The following is a 21160-nucleotide window of genomic DNA, read 5'->3' as shown; positions in this document are numbered from 1 at the left end:
TCTTTATGCTAGTTTAATATCTTAAATTCTTCAATAGTACACATAGCAGCAATAGCTCCTTTTTTAGTTGTAGTGTCTGCTGCATACTTATTACTAAATAATAACATATCTTTTATTTTTTCGTTACTTATATTTTCTATTTCATCTATTTCAATATAATTTTTACCTAATTGATATAAAAATGATCCTATAAAAGAATCCCCAGCACCTGTTGTATCTATGGCATTAACATTAATTCCTTCTTTTTCAACAACTTTCATTATATTATCCTTTTTAGTGATAAAAGACGCACCTTCTGGTCCTTTTGTATATATTATTGCCTTTACATTTCCAACAAATAGGCTTTCTAAAGCTAATCTTTCATCTTTTATACCTGTTATAAATTCTAACTCTTCATCAGATATTTTTAATATATTTACAAGTGGTAAAAACTCTTTTATTACATTTTTACATTCTTGTGAATTGTTCCAAAGTGGTAGCCTTACATTAGGGTCAAAACTTATTATTGCTTTATTTTTAGTTGCATATTCTATAGCTTTTTTATGAGCATATTTCATAGGGGATTCTACTAAATCTACTGAACAAAAATGTAGTACTTTACAATCTTCAAACCAACTTTCTTTTATTTCATCTTTACTAAGTAACATATCTGCACTTGGATTTCTGTAAAATGAAAAATCTCTATTTCCATCTTCTTTTAATGATACAAATGCAAGCCCTGTATTTGCTTTATTAGTTCTAAGTATATATTTTGTATTTACATTAGCATCATTTAAAACATCTATTATATGATCTCCGAATGAGTCATTTCCAAGTTGAGATATAAAATAAGCATCACCACTTAATTTTGCTATGGCTGCTGCTACATTTGCAGGCGCACCGCCTGCAACCCTCTCAAACCCGTCTACTTCTTTAAGCATACAACCCTTTTTATTAGGTATAAAATCTATTAATGCCTCTCCTATGGTAATTATTTTATACATATCGATACTCTCCAAGTTCATATAAATTTATTTTTACATTATCTAGGTTTCCTTTTAGTACTATTTTATCTTTATTATCCTTTGGATAAATACGTGTAGTAAATACTTCTTCTCCATCATTTACAAATATTTCAAGAGACGACGTATCACTGAAAATTTGTAGTTTTCTTAATTCATTTATATCTACAGCCCTACTCTCTCTTCCATAACCACTATTTCCTAAAGTTAATTTCATCAATTTTTTGTCTTTATTAAAAGTAATCTTACAATCTTCTCTTAACTCTAATTTAAAGTCATCTACTTCACTATCAAATTCTATATCTAATTCGAAAACTTCAGCTTTTAATTCATCATATACTTGAACATTATTTAGTTCTTTTGTTATTTTACTTTTTCTAAGTTCTTTTAATTCATCAATTGGTCTTTGATATATTTTATTATCTACAAGTTCTAGCACTCTAGGAATTGTAAGTGCATGTTGCCACCCAAATTCAACTGTAGGATTTGTGTAGTAATCATCATCTATATCAGGTAACCCCATCCATCCAATCAATATATTTCTATTTTTTTCATCTATAAATGTCTGCGGTGCATAAAAATCAAATCCTCTATCTAGTTCTGTAAATTCTTTAAAATCATATTTTCCATCATTTAAATTCATATTTCCTAAGAAATATCCACTTTGATATATATTATTGTACTTATGCCCGTTTTTTTCTATTCCTTGTGGAGATATGCATAAAATTGTTTTTGTATTTTTGCTAACTTTGTCAGTTAATTCAAACATATCTGGACATTCCCACATATATCCAAATTTTTCATCACTAGTTATTATATTTACAAAACTCCAATCTTCAAGATTTGAGCTTTTATATAAAAGTATGCATCCTTTGTCATTTTTATCTCTTGCACCTAATATCATATAGTAATTATTATCTTTTTTAAATACTTTAGGATCTCTAACATGACATGTCATATTTTCAGGGTAATCAATATTTTTAAATATTAATTTTTTATCAGTAAAGTTTATTCCATCATTACTTTTAAACATTATTGTATTATGCTGCCTGCCTTTATTTATATAATCAAAATCTCCAACTTCTTTAACATTTCCCGTGTAATAAAAATATATTTTATTATTTTCAACAAAAGCAGACCCTGAATAAACACCATGACAATCATTTAAGTTATCTGGGTAAACTTGAGCTCCCATGTCATTCCAATTAATCAAATCCTTTGATTTATAGTGCCCCCAAAATTTTAATCCACCCTTAGCCTCAAATGGTGAGTATTGATAAAAAATATGGTACTCTCCTTTAAATTGACATAATCCATTAGGATCATTTAACCAACCAATAGGTGGCATTAAATGATATTTCAGTCTAAATTCATCATTATTTACCTTATCTTTTTCTAATCCTTTGCGCATATCTATAAGCTTAGAAAATTCTTTTTTTAAAATACTCATTCTCTATCTCCTTATATTATAAAATTCGCAAGCTATTTATATTAAAATATATAAATAGCTTGCGAATTAGTATTATTTACATGTATAAAACTAATCTTCTTTAATTCCTAATATCATTGTTAATCCAAATGAAACTCCAAGTGCTATAGCAAACATTATTATATATTGAATAGGTGCATGTAAAGTAAGAAGTATTCCAAATATTCCTGTTACCCCTGTTCCTGTAGCTCCAAGACCAACAATTGCAGCATATAAGGCTGCTACAGCTGCACCAATAGAAGCAGCTATAAATGGTTTTACAAATCTTAAATTAACACCAAATATTGCAGGTTCTGTTATACCTAAAAGAGCACTTATACCTGCTGGAAGAGCTAATGCTTTTGTATTTTTATTTTTTGATTTAAGGGCAACTGCAAGTGCAGCTCCACCTTGCGCTATATTTGCAGCAGATGCTATTGGTAAGAAATATGTCATTCCAAATTGTGATATTTGACCAAAATCTATTATTGTGTACATATGATGTATTCCACCGACAACTGTAGTACTATATATACCACCCATTAAGAATCCACCTATTCCGTAAGGTATTTGTATTAGTTTTTGAACTCCATCTATTAATGTATTTTCTAGACCTACAAATACCGGACCTATTATTGTTAATGTCAAATATCCTGTTATAAAAACTGTTAACAATGGAGTTAAGAATAAATCTAACATTGCTGGAACGAATTTATGAAGTTTGTTTTCTATAAAACTCATTAGATAAACGGCTATCATTATAGGAATTACATGACCTTGATATCCAACTAATGGAATTTCATATAATCCACCCCATACACTCAACGTAGATTTATAACCTTCTGTTGCAACGGTCCAAGCATTTTGTAAGTCTGGATGAATCATAATCATGGCAATTACTGCCCCTAAGTATACGTTTCCACCAAATACCTTGGCTGAACTATACCCTATAAGGATTGGTAAAAATACATATGCCGCATTACTAAATAATTTTAGCATTACAAAGAATGAATTGTTCATATCTATATTTAGATATCCATTTGCTGATATAAAGCTTAAAGCCTCTGTAAGTCCCATCATTAAACCACATGAAACTATAGCTGGCAATATAGGTACAAATATATCTCCTAAAGTTCTTATTAACCTTTGAAATGGATTTGATTTTTTAATTGATGCTCTTTTTACTTCATCTTTAGTAGCAATTTTTGTATCTGCAATTTTTGCAAATTCTTCATAAACTTTATTTACAATACCAGTTCCAAATATTATTTGAAGTTGATCTGCTGTTATAAATACTCCTTTCACTCCTTCAATATTTTGTATTGCTAATTTATCAATTAATTCTTCATTTTTTAAAACTATACGTAGTCTTGTAGCACAGTGTGCTGCTGAGTCTATATTACTACTATTGCCTATGTTTTCTAGAATTTCTTTTGCTACGTTTTTATAATTCATACCCTCTCTCCTTTATATACTTTATTATACTTTCAAATTCTTTATTTATTTAAACATAAATATCATAAGGTATCGTTCCCATACATTTCATATGAAATCGTTCCCTCTATTTTATTCAATTATATATTCTTTTTTATAGTTTGTAAACATTTTCTTAAACTATAAAATATACTTTAATATTAAAAATAACCTATCTAAATTAATAGAGTTTTTTACTCTACTTATTTATATAGGCTATTTCTATATTTTAACACTTTCTCTACTTTTAAGCTTATAACCTAGCTTAATACTATTTACATCATTTTTACTATCTATCATCTTTAAAATCATTCGTGCACTTTCTATTCCACTATTTTCATAGTAATAATGCATAGTTGTAAGCCTTGGAGATATTATATTTGAAATTTTCGAATCTCCAATTGCACATACACTTACGTCATTTGGTATATTTATATTAACTTCTTTTAAATATTCTATAGCTCCTAATGCAATATTATAAGTTGCACAAAATATAGCATCTATATCTTTATTTTTTTCAATTAATTCTTTTGCATTTTTATATCCAGATTCTTGAGAAAACTCTCCAATTTTTATAAGACTTTCGTTTATTTTTAGTTTATTACTTTTCAAACAATCTTTATATCCTAATTCTCTATTTAGACCTGCTGATATATCATCTTTAGTTACACCTATGTATGAAATCTTTTTATGTCCTTTTTGGATTAAATATTTTGTCATATCATATGATGCTTCATAATCACTATGATATACGCACGGATATCCATCTATATTTTGACCTACTATAACAATCGGTATCTTCATATCCTTTATGATATCTAAATGCTTCTGAGTAATTATTGTTGCTACAAGTATTACTCCATCAACGTTTTTATTTTTAAATATTTGTAAATACTCTATTTCTTTTTCTATATTTAAATCTGTATTTCCAAGTATTATATTATATCCACTATTAGAAGTTTCTTCACTTATACCACTAACTATTTTACCTATAGTTTCAGAACTTATTTTAGGCAATATGACACCTATTAAATTTGTTTTTTTAGTTCTTAAAGTTTTTGCATAACTTGATGGAATAAATCCGGTCTCATCAATAACCTTTTGAATTTTACTTCTATTTTCTTCACTTACATATCCATCATTTAAAAACCTTGATACAGTAGATTTAGATACACCTGAAAGTTTAGCTATATCAATAATATTCATATATTTTCTCCTAGATATTTTTATAGTATATAGGAAATTATATTCATTTTAAATCTCTTAATAAGTATAATTTTCATATATATGCTTTAAAAAGCTATCATTTATAATATTTTATAGAAGGCTTTTTATAAATTAAAGTTTATATTATTTTTTATACTATGTCCATAGTATTTAAAAAGCCGTACTGTATAATATCAGTACGACTTTTTATAGGATTAATATTTTTTAAATACTAAAGTTGCATTATGCCCACCAAATCCTAAAGAATTTGAAACTGCATATCTAACTTCTTTTTCTCTTCCTTTATCTAATACATAATCTAAATCAAGTTCTTCATCTACATTTTGAACGTTTATAGTAGGAGGTACAAAACTATCATTTATACTCATCGCACATATAACAGCTTCAACAGCTCCTGCTGCTCCTAACAAATGTCCTGTCATAGATTTTGTTGATGAAACACATATATCATATGCTTTATCTTTGAATATATTTTTTATAGCTTGAGTTTCAAGTCTATCATTATAAGGAGTTGATGTACCATGAGCATTTATATAATCAACTTCATCTAATGGAACATTTCCATCTTGTAGTGCCATTTGCATAGAACGAGTTGCTCCTTCTCCACCCTCTGCTGGTGTAGTCATATGATAAGCATCTGCCGTTAATCCATAACCAACAACTTCTGCGTATATTTTAGCATTCCTTTTTATAGCATGATCTAATTCTTCTAGTATAAGTATTCCTGCACCTTCACCCATTACAAATCCATCTCTATCTTTATCAAATGGTCTTGATGAAGTTTTAGGGTCATCATTTCTAGTAGACATAGCCTTCATATTACAGAACCCCGAAAATGCAAGAGCTGTTACTGGAGCTTCACTTCCTCCAGCTACCATAATATCCGCATCTCCTCTTTGAATAATCTTAAAAGCATCTCCTATTGAGTGAGTTCCTGATGCACATGCTGTACATACGTTAGTGTTTGGCCCTTTAGCTCCTAAGTATATAGAAACTTGACCCGCTGCCATATTTCCTATCATCATTGGAACAAAGAACGGACTTACTCTTTTATTACCTTTATTTAAAAGAATCTTATGTTGTTCTTCTATAGTCTCAACTCCACCTATACCAGATCCGATTATAACTCCCATACGATTTCTTTCTACTGTATCTAAATCAAGTTTCGAATCTTCAACTGCCATTTTTGCAGATGCTATGGCAAACTGAGTGAATCTATCTAATCTTCTAAGTTCTTTTTTGTTTATATAATCTTCTCCATTGAAATCTTTAACTTCACCTGCAACTTGTGTTTGAAAAGTACTAGCATCAAATCTAGTTACAGTATCAATTCCACATACTCCAGATTTTATATTATTCCAAAATGTTTCTTTTCCATTTCCTACAGGTGTAATACATCCAAGACCTGTTATAACAACTCTCTTTTTCATAGAGAATACCTCCAACTATTTATTAGCTTCTATAAATTTAACTATATCTCCTATAGATTGGAATTTTTCGGCTTCTGTATCTGGTATTTCAACATCAAATTCATCTTCAAGCGCCATTATTATTTCTACTGCATCTAATGAATCTGCTTCTAAATCCTTCATTAAAGAAGTTTCCATAGTTATTTCTTTATCCTCAACACTTAATTGCTCTCTTATTATTTCTACAACCTTATTAAACATATTTTCTTCCTCCTGAAATTTAAATTAATTTTATTTTCAAAATTTTCAATCATATAGTTTTAAAACTTATCTATAAATTTATAAGCTTTATTTATTATTGCATTACCATTCCACCATCTACATTTATAACTTGACCAGTAACATAGCTTGACATATCACTAACTAAAAATGCTACAACATTAGCAACATCTTCAGGCTTTCCAAATGTATTTTTAGGAATGTTATTTAACATATTTTGTTTTAAATCATCACTTAGTATTTTTGTCATATCTGTATCTATAAATCCTGGTGCTATTGCATTTATATTTATATTTCTTGATGCTAATTCTCTAGCTGTTGATTTAGTAAACCCTATTACACCAGCTTTTGAAGCACAGTAATTTGCTTGACCAGCATTTCCTATAACTCCTACTACAGAAGACATATTTACTATTTTTCCATACTTTCTTTTCATCATAGGCTTAGTAACTGCTTTAGTGCAGTTAAATACACCTTTTAAGTTTATTTCTATAACTTTATCAAAATCTTCTTCTTTCATTCTCATAAGTAATCCATCTTTAGTTATACCAGCATTATTAACTAATATATCCACTTGCCCAAATTCCTTTATAGTCTTATCTACCATATCATTAACTTCTTCAGATTTAGAAACATCACACTTTGCAGTTATGCATTTTACTCCAATAGCTTCTATCTCCTCTTTAGTTTTTAGAGCTTCCTCTTCTTTTGAAGTATAATTAATTACTAAATTTGCTCCAAATGAAGCAAGTTTTTTAGCAACTTCTTTACCTATACCTCTTGAACCTCCAGTAACTATAGCAACTTTTCCTTCTAAGTTTATCATTATATCTCTCCATTTCTGTAAATTTGTATAAATTCATTTAAAGACTCTACACCATCTACGTTATAAATGTTTACATTAGCTTTTTTCCCAGAAGATATTTTTTTAATGAAACCTTTTAATGTTTTACCTGGTCCTATTTCTATAAAAGTATCATAACCTTCATCTAATAACTTTTCTATTGAATCTTCCCAAAGTACCGAAGAGCTAACTTGCTTTATAAGTAAGTCTTTGCCTTCATCTTCATAGTAGGCAGCATTTACATTAGAAACTACAGATACTTTTGGTTTCATAATATTAACTTTATCTAATTCTTTAGATAATTTATTTCCAGCTTCTTTTAACATTGATGAGTGAAATGGCCCACTAACATTTAGCTTAACTGCCCTTTTTGCACCATTGTCCTTAAACCTTACAATAGCTTCATCTATTTTATCAAATTCTCCTGATATAACTATTTGACCTGGAGAGTTATAATTTGCAACTTCAACAATTCCATTATCTATGCTATTTATAACAGCTTCTACCTTAGTTCTATCTAAACCAAGTATTGCAGCCATAGCACCTTGCCCATTTGGAACTGTGTCTTGCATGTATCTTCCTCTTTTTTTAACTAAAGATACTGCATCTTTAAAATCAATAGCATCAGCTGCTACTAATGCGCTATATTCCCCTAAAGACAATCCTAGGCATGCATCATAGTTTAAATCTATTTCTTCCTTTATAGCTTCTAATACAGCTATACTATGAGTTACTATTGCAGGCTGAGTATTTTCTGTTTTTGATAGTTCTTCGTCACTACCTTCAAACATAATATGTTTTAAATCCATGTCAAGAACGCTACAAGCATCATCTATTATACTTTTAGCGGTGCTATTTTTTTCATATATATCTTTTGCCATCCCTACATACTGAGCACCTTGACCTGGAAATACTAATGCTATTTTTCCCATAGCTTACCTCCTAGTTTATAGATTGATGTTTGGCATAATATTTCTTGCCTCGTTAACCATACTATCAATAATTTCTTTACAAGACTTTACATCTTTTATTATGGATGCTATTTGACCTGCCATAAAAGAACCATTATGTACATCGCCTTCTTTTGTAGCTATCCTTAAAGAACCCACACCTCTTTTATCTATCTCTTGTGAGTCAACACCTTGCTTTTCCATATTTAAAATTTCTTTGGCTAACTTATTTTTTAGAGTTCTGACTGGATGGCCTGTACTTCTACCTGTTACAATAGCATCTCTATCTCTTGACTTTAATACCATATTTTTATAATTTTCATGTACACTACATTCATCGCTGCATATAAATCTAGTTCCAATCTGAACTCCACTAGCTCCTAATGCAAAAGCTGCAACAATCCCTCTACCATCGGCTATTCCTCCAGCTGCTATGACAGGTATATTAACAGAGTCCGCTACTTGAGGAGTCAATACCATTGTAGTTAACTCTCCTATATGACCACCAGCTTCTGTACCTTCTACTATTACAGCATCTGCTCCTAGTTTTTCCATTCTTTGAGCTAGGGCAATACTTGGAACTACAGGTATTATCTTTGTTCCTATTTCTTTTAAAGAATTCATATATTTAGCAGGATTTCCTGCTCCTGTAGTTATTACAGGTATTTTTTCTTCTATTATCAATTCTATTATTTCATCTACAAATGGAGATAATAACATAACGTTAACTCCAAAGGGTTTATCAGTTAATTCTCTACATTTACGTATTTCTTCTTTTATAACGTCTTTAGGAGCATTCCCTCCTGCTATTAATCCTAAGCCTCCTGCATTTGAAACTGCACTTGCTAAATAAGCATCTGCAACCCAAGCCATCCCACCTTGAATTATAGGATATTCTATATTTAATAACTCACAAACTTTATTCATTATTTCCTCCTTGTATACTCCAATTAATTACTGAAGCTCCCCAAGTTAAACCACCACCGAAGCCTACTAAAACAACATTATCACCTTTTTTTATTTTTCCTTGTCTATAAGCTTCATCCATTGCTACCGGAACTGATGCAGCAGACATATTTCCATATTTATCTAAATTTACAAAAACTTTATCTTTATCTAATTTTAATTTTTTAGCAGATGCATCTATTATTCTAGTATTTGCTTGATGCGGTATAAGGCAATCTATATCTTCAGTAGTTAAATTTGCCAATTCAAGAGCCTTTAGAGATGCTTCTCCCATTATTCTCACTGCAAACTTATAAACGCTATTTCCAGCCATTTTTATACTGTGTAATTTATTATTTATAGTGTCTTGAGCTGCTGGAAGTTTTGAACCTCCAGCTGGTATATTTAAGACGTCTGCTCCGCTTCCATCAGATCCTAGATACGTAGATAATATTCCTCCACACTCAACATTTCCTATTACTACAGCTCCTGCTCCATCTCCAAATAATATAGATGTAGTTCTATCACTATAATCTAAAAATCTAGAAAGAGTTTCAGCTCCTATTACTAAAACATTTTTATACATTTTAGTGTCAACAAATTGCTTAGCTATAGTCATTCCATATATAAATCCCGAGCATGCTACTGATATATCAAATGCAGCTGCATTGCTTGCTCCTATATTTTCTTGTACTAAACATGCAGTTGAGGGAAAAATCATATCAGGAGTTGCAGTCGCTACAATTATTAAGTCTATATCCTTAGGAGTTAAATTCGCACATTCAATTGCCTTTAGTGCTGCTTTTGTAGATAAGTCTGAAGTTGCTTCATTTTCGCTTGCATGTCTTCTTTCACTTATTCCAGTTCTTGTTTTTATCCATTCGTCCGATGTATCCATTATCTTTTCAAAATAGAAGTTGTCAATAATAGTTTCTGGAACATAACTTCCAACTCCTAAAATACCAGCTTTTTTGTTCATATTTAATTTAAACCTCCAAGATGAGTTTATTTTATTATTCTACTTGCTTATCTTCCATATCTTTTATAAACTCTTTTATATCTTCAACAACATTTCCTTTAGCAAACTTTATTCCTTGGTTTATAGCATTTTTTATAGCTGTTGAATTTGAACTTCCATGCGCCTTTATAACTCCACCGTTAACTCCAAGTAGCGGTGCACCTCCATACTCTGAATAGTCCATAAAGCTTTTTAATTTTTTAAGGTCATCCTTTATAAACATAGCTCCTATTTTTCCTTTAGTGCTACTTAATAAAGTTTCCTTTATAAGCTTCATAACAGACATGGCTACACCTTCTGCCGATTTTAGTAATATGTTTCCTGTAAATCCATCACAAACTATTATATCTGTATAAGCATTTATAATATCTCTTGCCTCTACATTTCCTATAAAGTTTATATCTATATTTTTAAGCTCTTCGTAAGCTTTCTTTACTAAGTCATTTCCTTTTCCTTCTTCTGAACCTACATTAGCTAATGCTATTTTAGGATTATCCATTCCTAAAACCTTTTTAGCATATATATTACTCATTGCTGCAAAGTCAACTAAATTTCTAGGCTTACAATCTACATTTGCTCCACCATCTGCTATCATTGTCATTCCTCTTTTTGCATTTGGTAATACAGGGCATAAACAAGGTCTATCTATACCTTTTATTCTCCCTACTACAAATAAACCACCTGCAAGAAGTGCTCCTGTACTTCCTGCCGATATAATTGCGTCTGCCCTACCTTCTTTGACCATTTTAAGTGCAACAACCATAGAAGAGTCTTTTTTAGCTCTAATAGCCTTTACTGGCTTGTCTTCATTTTCTATAATTTCGGTAGTATGAACTATTTCTAACTTACTTCTATCAAATTCATAATTAGAAAATTCTTTTTCTAATATTTCTTTATCTCCAGTTATTATTAGATCAACATTATATTCTTTTATAGCATTAACTGCGCCCTCTACATTAGATTTAGGTGCATTATCTCCACCCATTCCATCTATTACTATTTTCATAACTTTCCTCCTAGTCTAATTCTTCAAATATGAATTTCCCTCTAAATATTTGTTCTTGTGCTTTATTATTAACAATAACTTTTACATAGTGCTTTTTATCAGCTTTTTTATAAATTTCAGCCTTCGCTATAAGCCTATCCTTTTGTTCTATTAATTTCAAGCATTTTACATTTGCAAATCTCATAATAACTTTTGGCGCATCTATTATAGCCATTGCTAATGAGTCTGCTAGAGAGAATATATATGTGTCTTTTAAAGTATTAGTTTTAGAGTAAAGCATGTCTTCTGTAACTTCTAACATAGATATTCCTAGTTGCCCTACAGATAAGTCAATTATTTCACCTGTAATTTCTTTAATTCCTAAAGTTTTAACTTTTGAACTTTCTGATTCTGCTATTGTCTTAACTCTTTCTCTTAATTCCGGTATATTTAAACTCATTCTATCTAATCTGATAGTCTGAATACTAACTTCGAATAGTGCTGCTAATTCTTCATCCGTATAAAAAGGGTCCGCCTGTAGCATTTCAACAAGTTCTTTTTGTCTTTGGGCTTTGCTTTTCTTTTTCATATTACCTCCAAGTTTTTATAGCTGTAATTAGTACCAGCTACTAATAGTAGTATATAGTATTGCATTAAATTTATCAACACTTTTATTATTATTTTTATTATTAACTTTAAATAAGAATATATTTTTATTATATCATTTATATATAAAATATCCATTATATGACATTGTAAATAAAAAAAACATGTAGACTAATCTACATGTTTTTTTTAGAAGTTATTACTTAGATACAACTTCTTTACCTTTATAATATCCACAATCTGGACACACTCTATGTGGTAATTTTGGCTCATGACATTGTGGGCAACTTACAAATCCTGTTGCTTCCATTTTTGAGTTAGCTGCTCTTCTCATATCTCTCTTTGATTTAGATGTCTTACGCTTTGGTACTGCCATTTACGCCACCTCCTTAGTCATTTTTAAATATATCTTTTAATTTAGCAAAACGGGGATCTATAGTCTCCTCGTCGTTCGCGATTTCATTGCAAGAGCATTCTTCTTTATTTAAGTTTACTCCGCATCCTTGACAAAGACCTTCGCAGTCTTCATTACACAACACCTGTGCCGGTAATTTAAAGTCTAATGTTTGTTCTATTAGATCTACAATATTTATAGCTTGTCCATCATATATAAACGCATCATCATCTTCGAAAGTATCTTCATCAAAATTTTCTTTAACTAAAAATCCTTGTATAGAATATTCGATAGGAACTTCTACTTCTTCTAAGCATCTTGAACATTTATCAACGATTATAAAACTTACATCTACATCAAGGTATAATCCTTTATTAGTATTTGAAATTTTACCATCTACACTTATCGGAGAAGATAGTTTATAACTTTCTTCACAATAATTAATAGTATCAACTTTTTGAGAAAAATTCAAGTCTATTTTATCAGTTTCTCTTCTAATTAATCTATCCAAACTAATTTGCATTAAATTCACCTCAATACATTACCAAATTTATTATACAAATCTAGCATTTGTTTGTCAAGTATTTTTACTTGATAGATATTTTTGACAGTATATAAATTATTTTATAATCTAAATACTCTCAATATTATATCACAAAACAAAACTTAAGGTAGGTTTTACCCTACCTTAAATTATTATATGCATTTATAATTATTTTACTAAAGAAACAGTATCTCTAGCTATAACTAATTCTTCGTTAGTTGGTATTAATAATATCTTAACTTTTGAATCTTCTGTAGATATTACTCTTTCTTTTCCTCTAACCTTGTTAGCTTCTGCATCTAACTTCATTCCTAAGAATTCCATGTCATTAGCTATAGCTTCTCTTATTTCTATACCATTTTCACCAACACCAGCAGTAAATACAACAGCGTCTACTCCGTTCATTTCTGCAGCATAAGATCCTATGTATTTCTTAACTTTTTGAACATAAGCATCTAAAGCAACTTGAGCTTTTTCGTCACCTTTTTCAGCAGCTCCTTCTATATCTCTAAAGTCACTTGATATACCAGTCATTCCGTATACCCCTGACTTTTTATTCATTAAATCAGATAATCCTTTAGCATCTAATCCTTCTTTTTCCATTAAGAATGGTAATATAGCAGCATCTATATCTCCACATCTAGTACCCATTATTAATCCTTCAAGTGGAGTGAATCCCATAGATGTATCTACACACTTACCACCATCAACAGCAGCTATAGAAGCTCCGTTTCCTAAGTGACAAGTTATTATCTTAACGTCTTCTATGTTCTTTCCAAGCATTGCAGCAGCTCTTTGAGATACATATTTGTGAGAAGTTCCGTGGAATCCGTATCTTCTTACACCGTACTTAGTGTATAACTCATGAGGTAATCCGTATAAGTAAGATTTTTTAGGCATAGTTTGGTGGAAAGCAGTATCGAATACTCCTACCATTGGAACACCTGGAAGTATTTCTTCACAAGCTTTTATACCCATTATGTTAGCTGGGTTGTGAAGTGGTGCTAATTCTATACACTCTTCTAATGCAGCCATAACTTCGTCAGTTATCTTAACTGAACCAGCGAATTTTTCTCCACCGTGAACAACTCTGTGTCCTACAGCTTCAACTTCACTTATTTCTTTAACTCCACCGAATTTAGCGTCAACAACACCTTCTAATACTAATTTTATAGCATCTTGATGGTTTTTCATAGGTTGTTCTATAACTAATTTACCTTCTACACCATCTTTTTCTTGCTTAAGTATAGAACCTTCTATACCTATTCTTTCAACTAATCCTATACATAAAACTTCTTCATTTGACATGTCTATTAATTGATATTTTAATGAAGAACTACCACAGTTTAATACTAATACTTTCATTAGTATACCTCCTTAAGTTTATAATTAATATGTAAAAAAACCTTCTCAGGCTTATTATTCACAAATTTTTTATTGTTGTATACATTAAACATTTCGTCATAAATAATATAACACTTTTCAATGTAAAAGTATAGTCTTTATTGTATTAATTTGTTTAATATATTTTACTTAACATAGATTATTTTTCTCCATTTGTTATAATATTATAATATAATTATTTATTTTAATTATTTTTTAAATTATACATTAAATATAAATTTAACAATTTTTTAATTTAAATTCATTTATATTTAGCAAAGGAGATTTTTATGAATATACTCGGACTTGTAGTTGAATACAATCCTTTTCACAATGGACACTTATATCATCTATCTAAATCGTTAGAAATAACTAACGCTACTCATAGTGTTGCTATAATGAGCGGCAATTTCTTACAAAGAGGAGAACCCGCTTTATTTGATAAATATACTAGAGCAGAGTCAGCTGTTAAAAACGGTGTTGATTTGGTTCTTGAGCTTCCAACTATGTTTGCTTGCCAAAGTGCAGAAATCTTTGCTCATGGAGCACTAACTACTCTGAATTCTTTAAATTGTATAGATTCTATTTGCTTTGGTAGTGAAGAAGGACATGTTGATATACTATATACAATTTCTAAAATATTAGTTGATGAGCCCGATGAATTTAAATCTTACTTAAAAAAATATTTAGACGAAGGACTACTATTTCCTACAGCTCGAAGTTTTGCTTTATTTGACTATATTAATAAGCATAATTTAGTAGATATCTCTAAAGAAGACCTTTTATCTGTTTTAAACTCTTCTAATAACATTTTAGGACTAGAATATATAAAAAGTCTACTAAAATTAAAAAGTAATATAAAACCTTATACTATTTCTAGAATTTCTGCTTCTTATAACTCAGAAAACATAGAAAGTAATATATGTTCTGCTACTGCTATTAGAAAGTCACTAAAGGAGAATAATAACTTGTCACTAATATCTAGTGTTGTTCCAAAGCCTACTTACGATACATTAGATAATAAACTAATAAGTAATTTCAATCCTATGTTTGATGATAAGTACTTTGATTTGCTATCTTCAATAATACTTAGAGATTATAATATACTAGATAACTACTTTGAAGTTAATGAAGGTATTGAAAATAAAATATACCAAAGTGTTTTCACTTCAAATTCTCTTTATGATTTGCAGCAATCTGTAAAGTCAAAACGATATACTTTAACTAAAATTAAGCGTACTCTAAATAATATCCTTCTTGGAATTACTAAAGAAGATATGAATAAGATAAAAAATATTAATTCTGTTCCTTATGTAAGGGTATTAGCATTTAATGATAAGGGACGTGAGATTTTAAAAGCTATAAAAAATAATTCTGAAATAAGTATAATAAATAAGTTTTCAAATATATCTTTTTCTATGGATGATGATGCGTTTAAAACTCTAATACATTACGATGTAAAAGCTAGTAATATGTATAATATAATTTATTACGATAAAAATAAAAATTTAATAAAAGGTCCTATGGATTTTTATACTTCACCAATATATGTAAGATAATCTTTTATATCAAAAGGCTTAAGAAAATTTCATATAATTCTCTTAAGTCTTTTTTGACTATTAAGTTAATATAATAATCATATATTCAATAACTTAATAGGTGATTTTATGAAAAAAGGTAATCTTATAACGTTTTTTACTCCTGTATTAATTGTTATACTTTTAATTTTAGGTATTATTATTTTTCCAAATGAATCTATAGTCGCAGCTAAAGAAGGGTTAAATATATGGACAACTGTTTTAATACCCTCTCTTTTACCATTTGTAATTGGTGCAAATCTAATTGTAGATTTAAAAATAGTAGATATAATAGGATTTATAATAAACCCTATAACTAAGTTTATATTTAATGTTTCAGGAAAAAGTGCTCTAGTATTTGCTATATCTACTGTATCTGGATATCCAGTTGGTTCTAAACTTGCATCTGAACTTAGAAATAACAATGAAATATCTAAATATGAAGCTCAAAGGCTAGTATCATTTTGTTCAACTTCTGGGCCTTTATTTATAATAGGTGCAGTAGCAACAGGTATGTTTCAAAATTCATCTTTAGGATACCTTATGATTACTTGTCACTATCTAGGATCCATATCTGTAGGTATACTTTTTAGAAACTATGGTAAAGAATCACTACCTAATTCTAAGTATTCATTAAGAAGAAATATAAAAAATGTAATTGATACTAAAGCATCTGATGGCAATGGATTTTTCGTTTTATTTGGAAGTGCAGTATTCAGTGGAATAAATACATTACTTATGGTAGGAGGATTTGTAATAGTATTTGCTGTTGTATTTAAGATATTTTCTTTATTTAATATAATTTCATTGATATCTTCTATACTATCTATTCCTTTATCATTATTTGGTATAACTTCTGAACTTTGCCATGCCCTTATAAGTGGTTTGTTTGAAATGACAATAGGTTGTAGTAAAGTAGCTAGTATAGTATCTATTCCTGAAGTTCTCAGAGCCTCTCTAGCTAGTTTCTTAATTGGTTTTAGTGGATTATCTATATTAGCTCAATGTTGTAATTTTCTAGCCAAGACAGATATCAATACTAATTTATACATATTAAGTAAATTTTTACATGGAATACTAGCTGGTATATTTACATTTTTACTATACCCATTATTCCAATCACCATCTGTTGTATCTAACTTTTCAAACATATACAATGTATTTTATAATAACCCTATATGGAATTATTATATTATTAATTACAAAACAATACTTCCAATATTTGTAATAGTATACATACTTGTAGCACTTATAATTTTAGAAAAAACAAGTTATAAAAATAAAAAAGAAAGCTAATGCTTTCTTTTTTATTTTTAGAAACATACCTGTATTTCAAAGTTGTTGGCGATATGAGTGAAATGAATTTTATCTATTTGGATTTAATTCTGCTTTATCTCTTGCTACTTCTTGTAATATATCTTTTAAATTATATTCTATTGTTGTAAGTACATTTTCTGCATATTCAATAGATCCTAGTTTTATTTCACTAGCTATACTTTCTGCTCTTTTTACTATCTCATTTGCTTTTTCTTCTGCTAATACTACTGGTTCACTAGATTCAACATACGCTTTTACAACTTCTTCAGAGTTTTTCTTTAACTCTTCAATATTATTAGTATACTCTGCTCTTATTCTCTCAGCCTCTTTGTTAGCTTGTTCTACTAATTCAGTTGCCTCTTGCTTTGCATCATTTATAAGTTTATGTCTTTCTTTATTTATCCAATCAGCTTGTTTAACTTCTTCTGGAATTAGTGTCTTAATTTCACTGATTATTCCTAATACTTCATCTTTATCTATACCACTTTTATGTGAGAAAGGTATTGAAGAAGCATTTTTTATAACACTTTCTAATTCTTCAAATAATTCCATCATTTCTAAATCTACATACATATCTTTTCTCCCCTATTAGCTTTTCTTTTTAGTTCTTTTAAAACAATATCAGGTACTAAATTTTTTATATCTGCATTAAATGCTAATACTTCTTTTATTAAAGATGAACTTATAAAAGAGTACTTAGTACTCGTTGGTAATATAATTGTTTCTATATTAGGATTTAACTCTTTGTTCATATGAGCCATTTGCAACTCATATTCAACATCTGCCCCACTTCTTATACCTCTAACTAAGGTATCAATCCCACTTTCTTCACAATAATCTACTAAAAGACCATTAAAACTTACAACTTTGATATTACCTAAGTGGCTTGTACATTCCTCAATAAGTTTAACTCTTTCATCAAAATTAAATAATCCTTTTTTGTTAGGGTTGTACAGAACCCCTATTTGTAGCTCGTCAAACAATTTTGATGCCCTACAAATAACGTCTAAATGACCATTTGTTATTGGATCAAAGCTACCTGCAAAAATAGCCTTTCTTATTTTCTTTTCCATTTTATGTTTATTCCTCCGGTTTATAAAATGTTATAGTAGTATTTCCATATTTTTTATCTCTAGTTTTTTCTAATCTTCCTATATTTTCTGGAAATGCATCCTTACTATCATGTTCTATAATTATTATTCCATCTTCATTTAATAAACTTGCATTATCTATTTTTTGTAATGCATCTATAAACATATTTTTATAATATGGAGGGTCCATAAATATTACATCAAATTTATTTCCTTGTATCTTTAGTTTACTTATAGCATCTTTAAAGTCTGAATTTAAAACTATACTTTCATTTTCTACTCTAGCTTTCTTTATATTAGACTTTATTATAGAAATACTTTCTTTACTTATGTCTACAAAAACACATCTATTAGCACCTCTAGATAAGCACTCTATACCTAAAGAACCTGTTCCTGCAAATAAATCTAGTACATTACTTTCCATTATATATGGATTTATCATATTAAATAAAGATTCTTTGACTCTATCTGTAGTAGGTCTTACATCTTCATTTTTAGGCGTATTTAACTTTAATCCTCTTACTTTTCCTGATATTACTCTCAACGTGTCTTCACCTCATTGTATATTTTAACATAATTTTAATTTAATTTAACGAAATTTCTTCTAAGGAATGTTCAAATTTGTCAATTATTTCGTTTTTTATATATTTATTTTCAAAATTTTGCAATTTATGGTCATTTCCTACGATATATCTAGCTTCTTGTTGTGCTATTTTTAGTATTTTCATATGTTTAAATATATTAGCTACTTTAAGCTCTGGAAGTCCATGTTGTCTTGTTCCAAAGAATTCTCCTGGTCCTCTTATTTCTAAATCCTTTTCTGAAATTTTAAATCCATCATTAGTTTCTTCCATAATTGACATTCTTTGTTTACAAACATCTGATTTTGAAGCATATATTAGAATACAGTATGATTTATGGATACCTCTTCCTACCCTTCCTCTAAGCTGATGAAGCTGAGCTAGTCCAAATCTTTCAGCATTTTCTATTATCATCAAAGTTGCATTTGGAACATTTACTCCTACCTCTATAACTGTCGTTGATACTAGTATATCTATTTCTTTATTTTTAAAACTTTTCATTATAAAATCTTTTTCACTTGCTTTCATTTTTCCATGTAATAAACCTACTCTTAAGTCATTAAAGTATTCTATTTTTAATTCTTCAACAAGCTCTACCGCTGCCTTTGCTTCTATCGCTTCACTTTCTTCTACTAAAGGACATACAATATAAACTTGCCTTCCTTTTTCAACTTCAGCTCTAACTAAAGAATTATAAGCTCTATCTCTCTTACCTTTATCAACTGCAATAGTTTCTATCGGTTGTCTACCTGGAGGAAGTTCATCTATTATAGATATATCTAAGTCTCCATATAGTATAAGTGCTAGCGTTCTTGGAATTGGAGTCGCCGTCATTACAAGTATATCTGAATTAATGCCTTTTGAAGAAAGCTTATTTCTTTGTCTTACTCCAAATCTATGTTGTTCATCAGTTATAACAAGTCCTAATTTATTAAACTCAACCTTATCTTCTATTAAAGCATGAGTCCCTATTAATATATCTACTTCATTATTTTTAACTCTTTCAAGCACATTTTCTTTTTGTTTTTTAGTAAGACTACCTACTAATAGTTCAACTTTCATTCCAAACTTTTCTAAAGTTTCCGTAAGAGAAATATAGTGCTGTTCTGCAAGAATTTCAGTAGGTGCCATTAATGCACCTTGATATCCATTTAAAGCGCAATTTGCAAGAGCTAAAAGTGCTACAACTGTTTTACCACTACCAACATCACCTTGAACTAATCTATTCATAAGCTTATTAGAATTCATATCCTGTGTAATTTCATTTAATGCTCTCTCTTGAGCTCCAGTTAATTTAAACGGTAGAGAATTTAGTATCTCTTCTAATTTTTCATGTTTCTTAAACTTTATACCATTAACTTCATCTACACCATTTTTAAACATGAATAATCCCAATTGTAAAATTAAAAATTCTTCAAATACAATTCTATAAAGAGCAATTTTTAAAGCCTCTTTACTACTGGGTGAATGAATATTTCTTATAGCATAATCTATGCTACATAGTTTATACTTTTCAATTATCCTTTGTGGTAAATATTCTTTTATTTTAAGCTCTTTATCACTTAAAACATTTTTTATTATACTTATAATGTCCTTATTAGTTACTCCGTATGTAAGCGGATATATAGGTATAACTTTACAAGTATTTTTAGGCGAATTTGTAAGATGTTCTACTTCACAAGAGCTTAACTCTATGGTTTTAAATTCTTTTTTTACTTTCCCAAATACTAATATTGTATCTCCTGGTCTGAAAGTATTTTTCACATAATCTTGATTGAAAAATACTAGCTTTGCATATCCTGTTTCGTCTCTTACATCAACTTTAGTTATATTCATACCTTTTCTAGGGCTAGATGTAGATATTCCTACTATTATAACTTTTATAGTTACTTTTTCTTCATTTTCCAATTGAATTATTTTCTTTAAATTATTTCTATCTTCAAACTGTCTAGGGAAATAATACACTAAGTCTTTCAGTGTAAATATTCCTAACTTATTAAGTTTCTCTGCCCTTCTAGGGCCTATTCCTTTTACATATTGTACATCTTTTCTTAAATCCATCATATTT

21 protein-coding genes are annotated in these 21160 nt (G+C 29.2%); 2 read left to right on the top strand and 19 right to left on the bottom strand.

Annotated elements, in window-relative coordinates; all coding sequences use genetic code 11:
- Positions 1–8 precede the first annotated feature (8 nt).
- The 15 genes from JNUCC81_RS03980 to JNUCC81_RS03910 form a co-directional block, all read right to left on the bottom strand.
- A complete protein-coding gene (locus JNUCC81_RS03980; RefSeq protein ID WP_454095399.1) occupies positions 9–983 on the bottom strand; it encodes a carbohydrate kinase family protein in 975 nt (324 codons plus the stop codon).
- Positions 976–2451, bottom strand: coding sequence for a glycoside hydrolase family 32 protein (locus JNUCC81_RS03975; RefSeq protein ID WP_454095398.1), 1476 nt, complete (start codon positions 2449–2451; stop codon positions 976–978). Before JNUCC81_RS03975 ends, JNUCC81_RS03980 begins: the two co-directional genes overlap by 8 nt.
- A 90-nt stretch (positions 2452–2541) precedes the next feature.
- Positions 2542–3924, bottom strand: a complete 1383-nt coding sequence (locus JNUCC81_RS03970; RefSeq protein WP_454095397.1) for a PTS transporter subunit EIIC — start codon at positions 3922–3924, stop codon at positions 2542–2544.
- A gap of 240 nt (positions 3925–4164) precedes the next feature.
- Complete coding sequence (locus tag JNUCC81_RS03965) at positions 4165–5148, bottom strand: LacI family DNA-binding transcriptional regulator (protein ID WP_454095396.1); 984 nt, start codon at positions 5146–5148, stop codon at positions 4165–4167.
- 215 nt (positions 5149–5363) lie between these two features.
- On the bottom strand, positions 5364–6599 hold the full coding sequence (gene fabF, locus JNUCC81_RS03960) for a beta-ketoacyl-ACP synthase II (RefSeq protein WP_454095395.1): 1236 nt from the start codon (positions 6597–6599) through the stop codon (positions 5364–5366).
- 15 nt (positions 6600–6614) lie between these two features.
- A complete protein-coding gene (gene acpP / locus JNUCC81_RS03955; RefSeq protein WP_042271830.1) occupies positions 6615–6839 on the bottom strand; it encodes an acyl carrier protein in 225 nt (74 codons plus the stop codon).
- A 94-nt stretch (positions 6840–6933) separates the two neighbouring features.
- Positions 6934–7683, bottom strand: a complete 750-nt coding sequence (fabG, locus tag JNUCC81_RS03950; protein WP_208332772.1) for a 3-oxoacyl-[acyl-carrier-protein] reductase — start codon at positions 7681–7683, stop codon at positions 6934–6936.
- On the bottom strand, positions 7683–8633 hold the full coding sequence (gene fabD, locus JNUCC81_RS03945; RefSeq protein ID WP_454095394.1) for an ACP S-malonyltransferase: 951 nt from the start codon (positions 8631–8633) through the stop codon (positions 7683–7685). The genes fabG and fabD overlap by 1 nt, the downstream gene beginning before the upstream one ends.
- A gap of 15 nt (positions 8634–8648) precedes the next feature.
- Entirely contained in the window at positions 8649–9578 is a 930-nt protein-coding gene (gene fabK / locus JNUCC81_RS03940) for an enoyl-[acyl-carrier-protein] reductase FabK (RefSeq protein ID WP_208332768.1), read from the bottom strand.
- Positions 9571–10575 carry a beta-ketoacyl-ACP synthase III gene (locus tag JNUCC81_RS03935; RefSeq protein WP_208332766.1) on the bottom strand — a complete coding sequence of 335 codons (1005 nt, stop codon included), beginning with the start codon at positions 10573–10575 and terminating at the stop codon, positions 9571–9573. The genes fabK and JNUCC81_RS03935 overlap by 8 nt, the downstream gene beginning before the upstream one ends.
- Positions 10576–10609: 34 nt before the next feature.
- Positions 10610–11620, bottom strand: coding sequence for a phosphate acyltransferase PlsX (gene plsX, locus JNUCC81_RS03930; RefSeq protein ID WP_454095393.1), 1011 nt, complete (start codon positions 11618–11620; stop codon positions 10610–10612).
- A gap of 10 nt (positions 11621–11630) precedes the next feature.
- A complete protein-coding gene (fapR, locus tag JNUCC81_RS03925; RefSeq protein WP_042271817.1) occupies positions 11631–12188 on the bottom strand; it encodes a transcription factor FapR in 558 nt (185 codons plus the stop codon).
- A gap of 216 nt (positions 12189–12404) precedes the next feature.
- Positions 12405–12581 carry a 50S ribosomal protein L32 gene (gene rpmF / locus JNUCC81_RS03920; protein WP_042271813.1) on the bottom strand — a complete coding sequence of 59 codons (177 nt, stop codon included), beginning with the start codon at positions 12579–12581 and terminating at the stop codon, positions 12405–12407.
- Positions 12582–12594: 13 nt separating this feature from the next.
- On the bottom strand, positions 12595–13122 hold the full coding sequence (locus JNUCC81_RS03915) for a YceD family protein (RefSeq protein WP_454095392.1): 528 nt from the start codon (positions 13120–13122) through the stop codon (positions 12595–12597).
- A 189-nt stretch (positions 13123–13311) separates the two neighbouring features.
- Positions 13312–14508 carry an acetate/propionate family kinase gene (locus JNUCC81_RS03910; RefSeq protein WP_454095391.1) on the bottom strand — a complete coding sequence of 399 codons (1197 nt, stop codon included), beginning with the start codon at positions 14506–14508 and terminating at the stop codon, positions 13312–13314.
- Positions 14509–14816: 308 nt separating this feature from the next.
- On the opposite strand from JNUCC81_RS03910, the gene JNUCC81_RS03905 reads away from it, so the two are divergent.
- Positions 14817–16085 carry a nucleotidyltransferase gene (locus JNUCC81_RS03905; RefSeq protein ID WP_454095390.1) on the top strand — a complete coding sequence of 423 codons (1269 nt, stop codon included), beginning with the start codon at positions 14817–14819 and terminating at the stop codon, positions 16083–16085.
- 108 nt (positions 16086–16193) lie between these two features.
- The gene (locus JNUCC81_RS03900) at positions 16194–17399 is read left to right on the top strand and encodes a nucleoside recognition domain-containing protein (RefSeq protein ID WP_454095389.1); all 1206 of its coding nucleotides are present in this window, start codon (positions 16194–16196) and stop codon (positions 17397–17399) included.
- A gap of 69 nt (positions 17400–17468) precedes the next feature.
- On the opposite strand, the gene JNUCC81_RS03895 is transcribed toward JNUCC81_RS03900, so the two are convergent.
- From JNUCC81_RS03895 to recG, 4 genes are read right to left on the bottom strand one after another with little or no spacing between them, the layout of a single operon-like run.
- Positions 17469–17993 (bottom strand): hypothetical protein, encoded by a 525-nt coding sequence (locus tag JNUCC81_RS03895; protein ID WP_208332755.1) that lies wholly within the window; start codon positions 17991–17993, stop codon positions 17469–17471.
- On the bottom strand, positions 17984–18493 hold the full coding sequence (coaD, locus tag JNUCC81_RS03890; RefSeq protein WP_208332754.1) for a pantetheine-phosphate adenylyltransferase: 510 nt from the start codon (positions 18491–18493) through the stop codon (positions 17984–17986). The genes JNUCC81_RS03895 and coaD overlap by 10 nt, the downstream gene beginning before the upstream one ends.
- A gap of 7 nt (positions 18494–18500) precedes the next feature.
- Complete coding sequence (gene rsmD / locus JNUCC81_RS03885) at positions 18501–19055, bottom strand: 16S rRNA (guanine(966)-N(2))-methyltransferase RsmD (RefSeq protein ID WP_454095388.1); 555 nt, start codon at positions 19053–19055, stop codon at positions 18501–18503.
- A 40-nt stretch (positions 19056–19095) separates the two neighbouring features.
- The gene (recG, locus tag JNUCC81_RS03880; protein ID WP_454096372.1) at positions 19096–21153 is read right to left on the bottom strand and encodes an ATP-dependent DNA helicase RecG; all 2058 of its coding nucleotides are present in this window, start codon (positions 21151–21153) and stop codon (positions 19096–19098) included.
- Positions 21154–21160: the final 7 nt, after the last annotated feature.

The organism is Faecalimicrobium sp. JNUCC 81, from assembly GCF_053667625.1.
Note: the sequence above shows the minus strand (reverse complement) of the source record. Positions and strands in the feature narration are given on the sequence as shown.

Bases quoted from the DNA above. Each gene is read 5' to 3' on its own strand.
- JNUCC81_RS03980 (WP_454095399.1), bottom strand. From the start codon at position 983: ATGTATAAAATAATTACCATAGGAGAGGCATTAATAGATTTTATACCT.
- JNUCC81_RS03975 (WP_454095398.1), bottom strand. From the start codon at position 2,451: ATGAGTATTTTAAAAAAAGAATTTTCTAAGCTTATAGATATGCGCAAA.
- JNUCC81_RS03970 (WP_454095397.1), bottom strand. From the start codon at position 3,924: ATGAATTATAAAAACGTAGCAAAAGAAATTCTAGAAAACATAGGCAAT.
- JNUCC81_RS03965 (WP_454095396.1), bottom strand. From the start codon at position 5,148: ATGAATATTATTGATATAGCTAAACTTTCAGGTGTATCTAAATCTACT.
- fabF (WP_454095395.1), bottom strand. From the start codon at position 6,599: ATGAAAAAGAGAGTTGTTATAACAGGTCTTGGATGTATTACACCTGTA.
- acpP (WP_042271830.1), bottom strand. From the start codon at position 6,839: ATGTTTAATAAGGTTGTAGAAATAATAAGAGAGCAATTAAGTGTTGAG.
- fabG (WP_208332772.1), bottom strand. From the start codon at position 7,683: ATGATAAACTTAGAAGGAAAAGTTGCTATAGTTACTGGAGGTTCAAGA.
- fabD (WP_454095394.1), bottom strand. From the start codon at position 8,633: ATGGGAAAAATAGCATTAGTATTTCCAGGTCAAGGTGCTCAGTATGTA.
- fabK (WP_208332768.1), bottom strand. From the start codon at position 9,578: ATGAATAAAGTTTGTGAGTTATTAAATATAGAATATCCTATAATTCAA.
- JNUCC81_RS03935 (WP_208332766.1), bottom strand. From the start codon at position 10,575: ATGAACAAAAAAGCTGGTATTTTAGGAGTTGGAAGTTATGTTCCAGAA.
- plsX (WP_454095393.1), bottom strand. From the start codon at position 11,620: ATGAAAATAGTAATAGATGGAATGGGTGGAGATAATGCACCTAAATCT.
- fapR (WP_042271817.1), bottom strand. From the start codon at position 12,188: ATGAAAAAGAAAAGCAAAGCCCAAAGACAAAAAGAACTTGTTGAAATG.
- rpmF (WP_042271813.1), bottom strand. From the start codon at position 12,581: ATGGCAGTACCAAAGCGTAAGACATCTAAATCAAAGAGAGATATGAGA.
- JNUCC81_RS03915 (WP_454095392.1), bottom strand. From the start codon at position 13,122: ATGCAAATTAGTTTGGATAGATTAATTAGAAGAGAAACTGATAAAATA.
- JNUCC81_RS03910 (WP_454095391.1), bottom strand. From the start codon at position 14,508: ATGAAAGTATTAGTATTAAACTGTGGTAGTTCTTCATTAAAATATCAA.
- JNUCC81_RS03905 (WP_454095390.1), top strand. From the start codon at position 14,817: ATGAATATACTCGGACTTGTAGTTGAATACAATCCTTTTCACAATGGA.
- JNUCC81_RS03900 (WP_454095389.1), top strand. From the start codon at position 16,194: ATGAAAAAAGGTAATCTTATAACGTTTTTTACTCCTGTATTAATTGTT.
- JNUCC81_RS03895 (WP_208332755.1), bottom strand. From the start codon at position 17,993: ATGTATGTAGATTTAGAAATGATGGAATTATTTGAAGAATTAGAAAGT.
- coaD (WP_208332754.1), bottom strand. From the start codon at position 18,493: ATGGAAAAGAAAATAAGAAAGGCTATTTTTGCAGGTAGCTTTGATCCA.
- recG (WP_454096372.1), bottom strand. From the start codon at position 21,153: ATGGATTTAAGAAAAGATGTACAATATGTAAAAGGAATAGGCCCTAGA.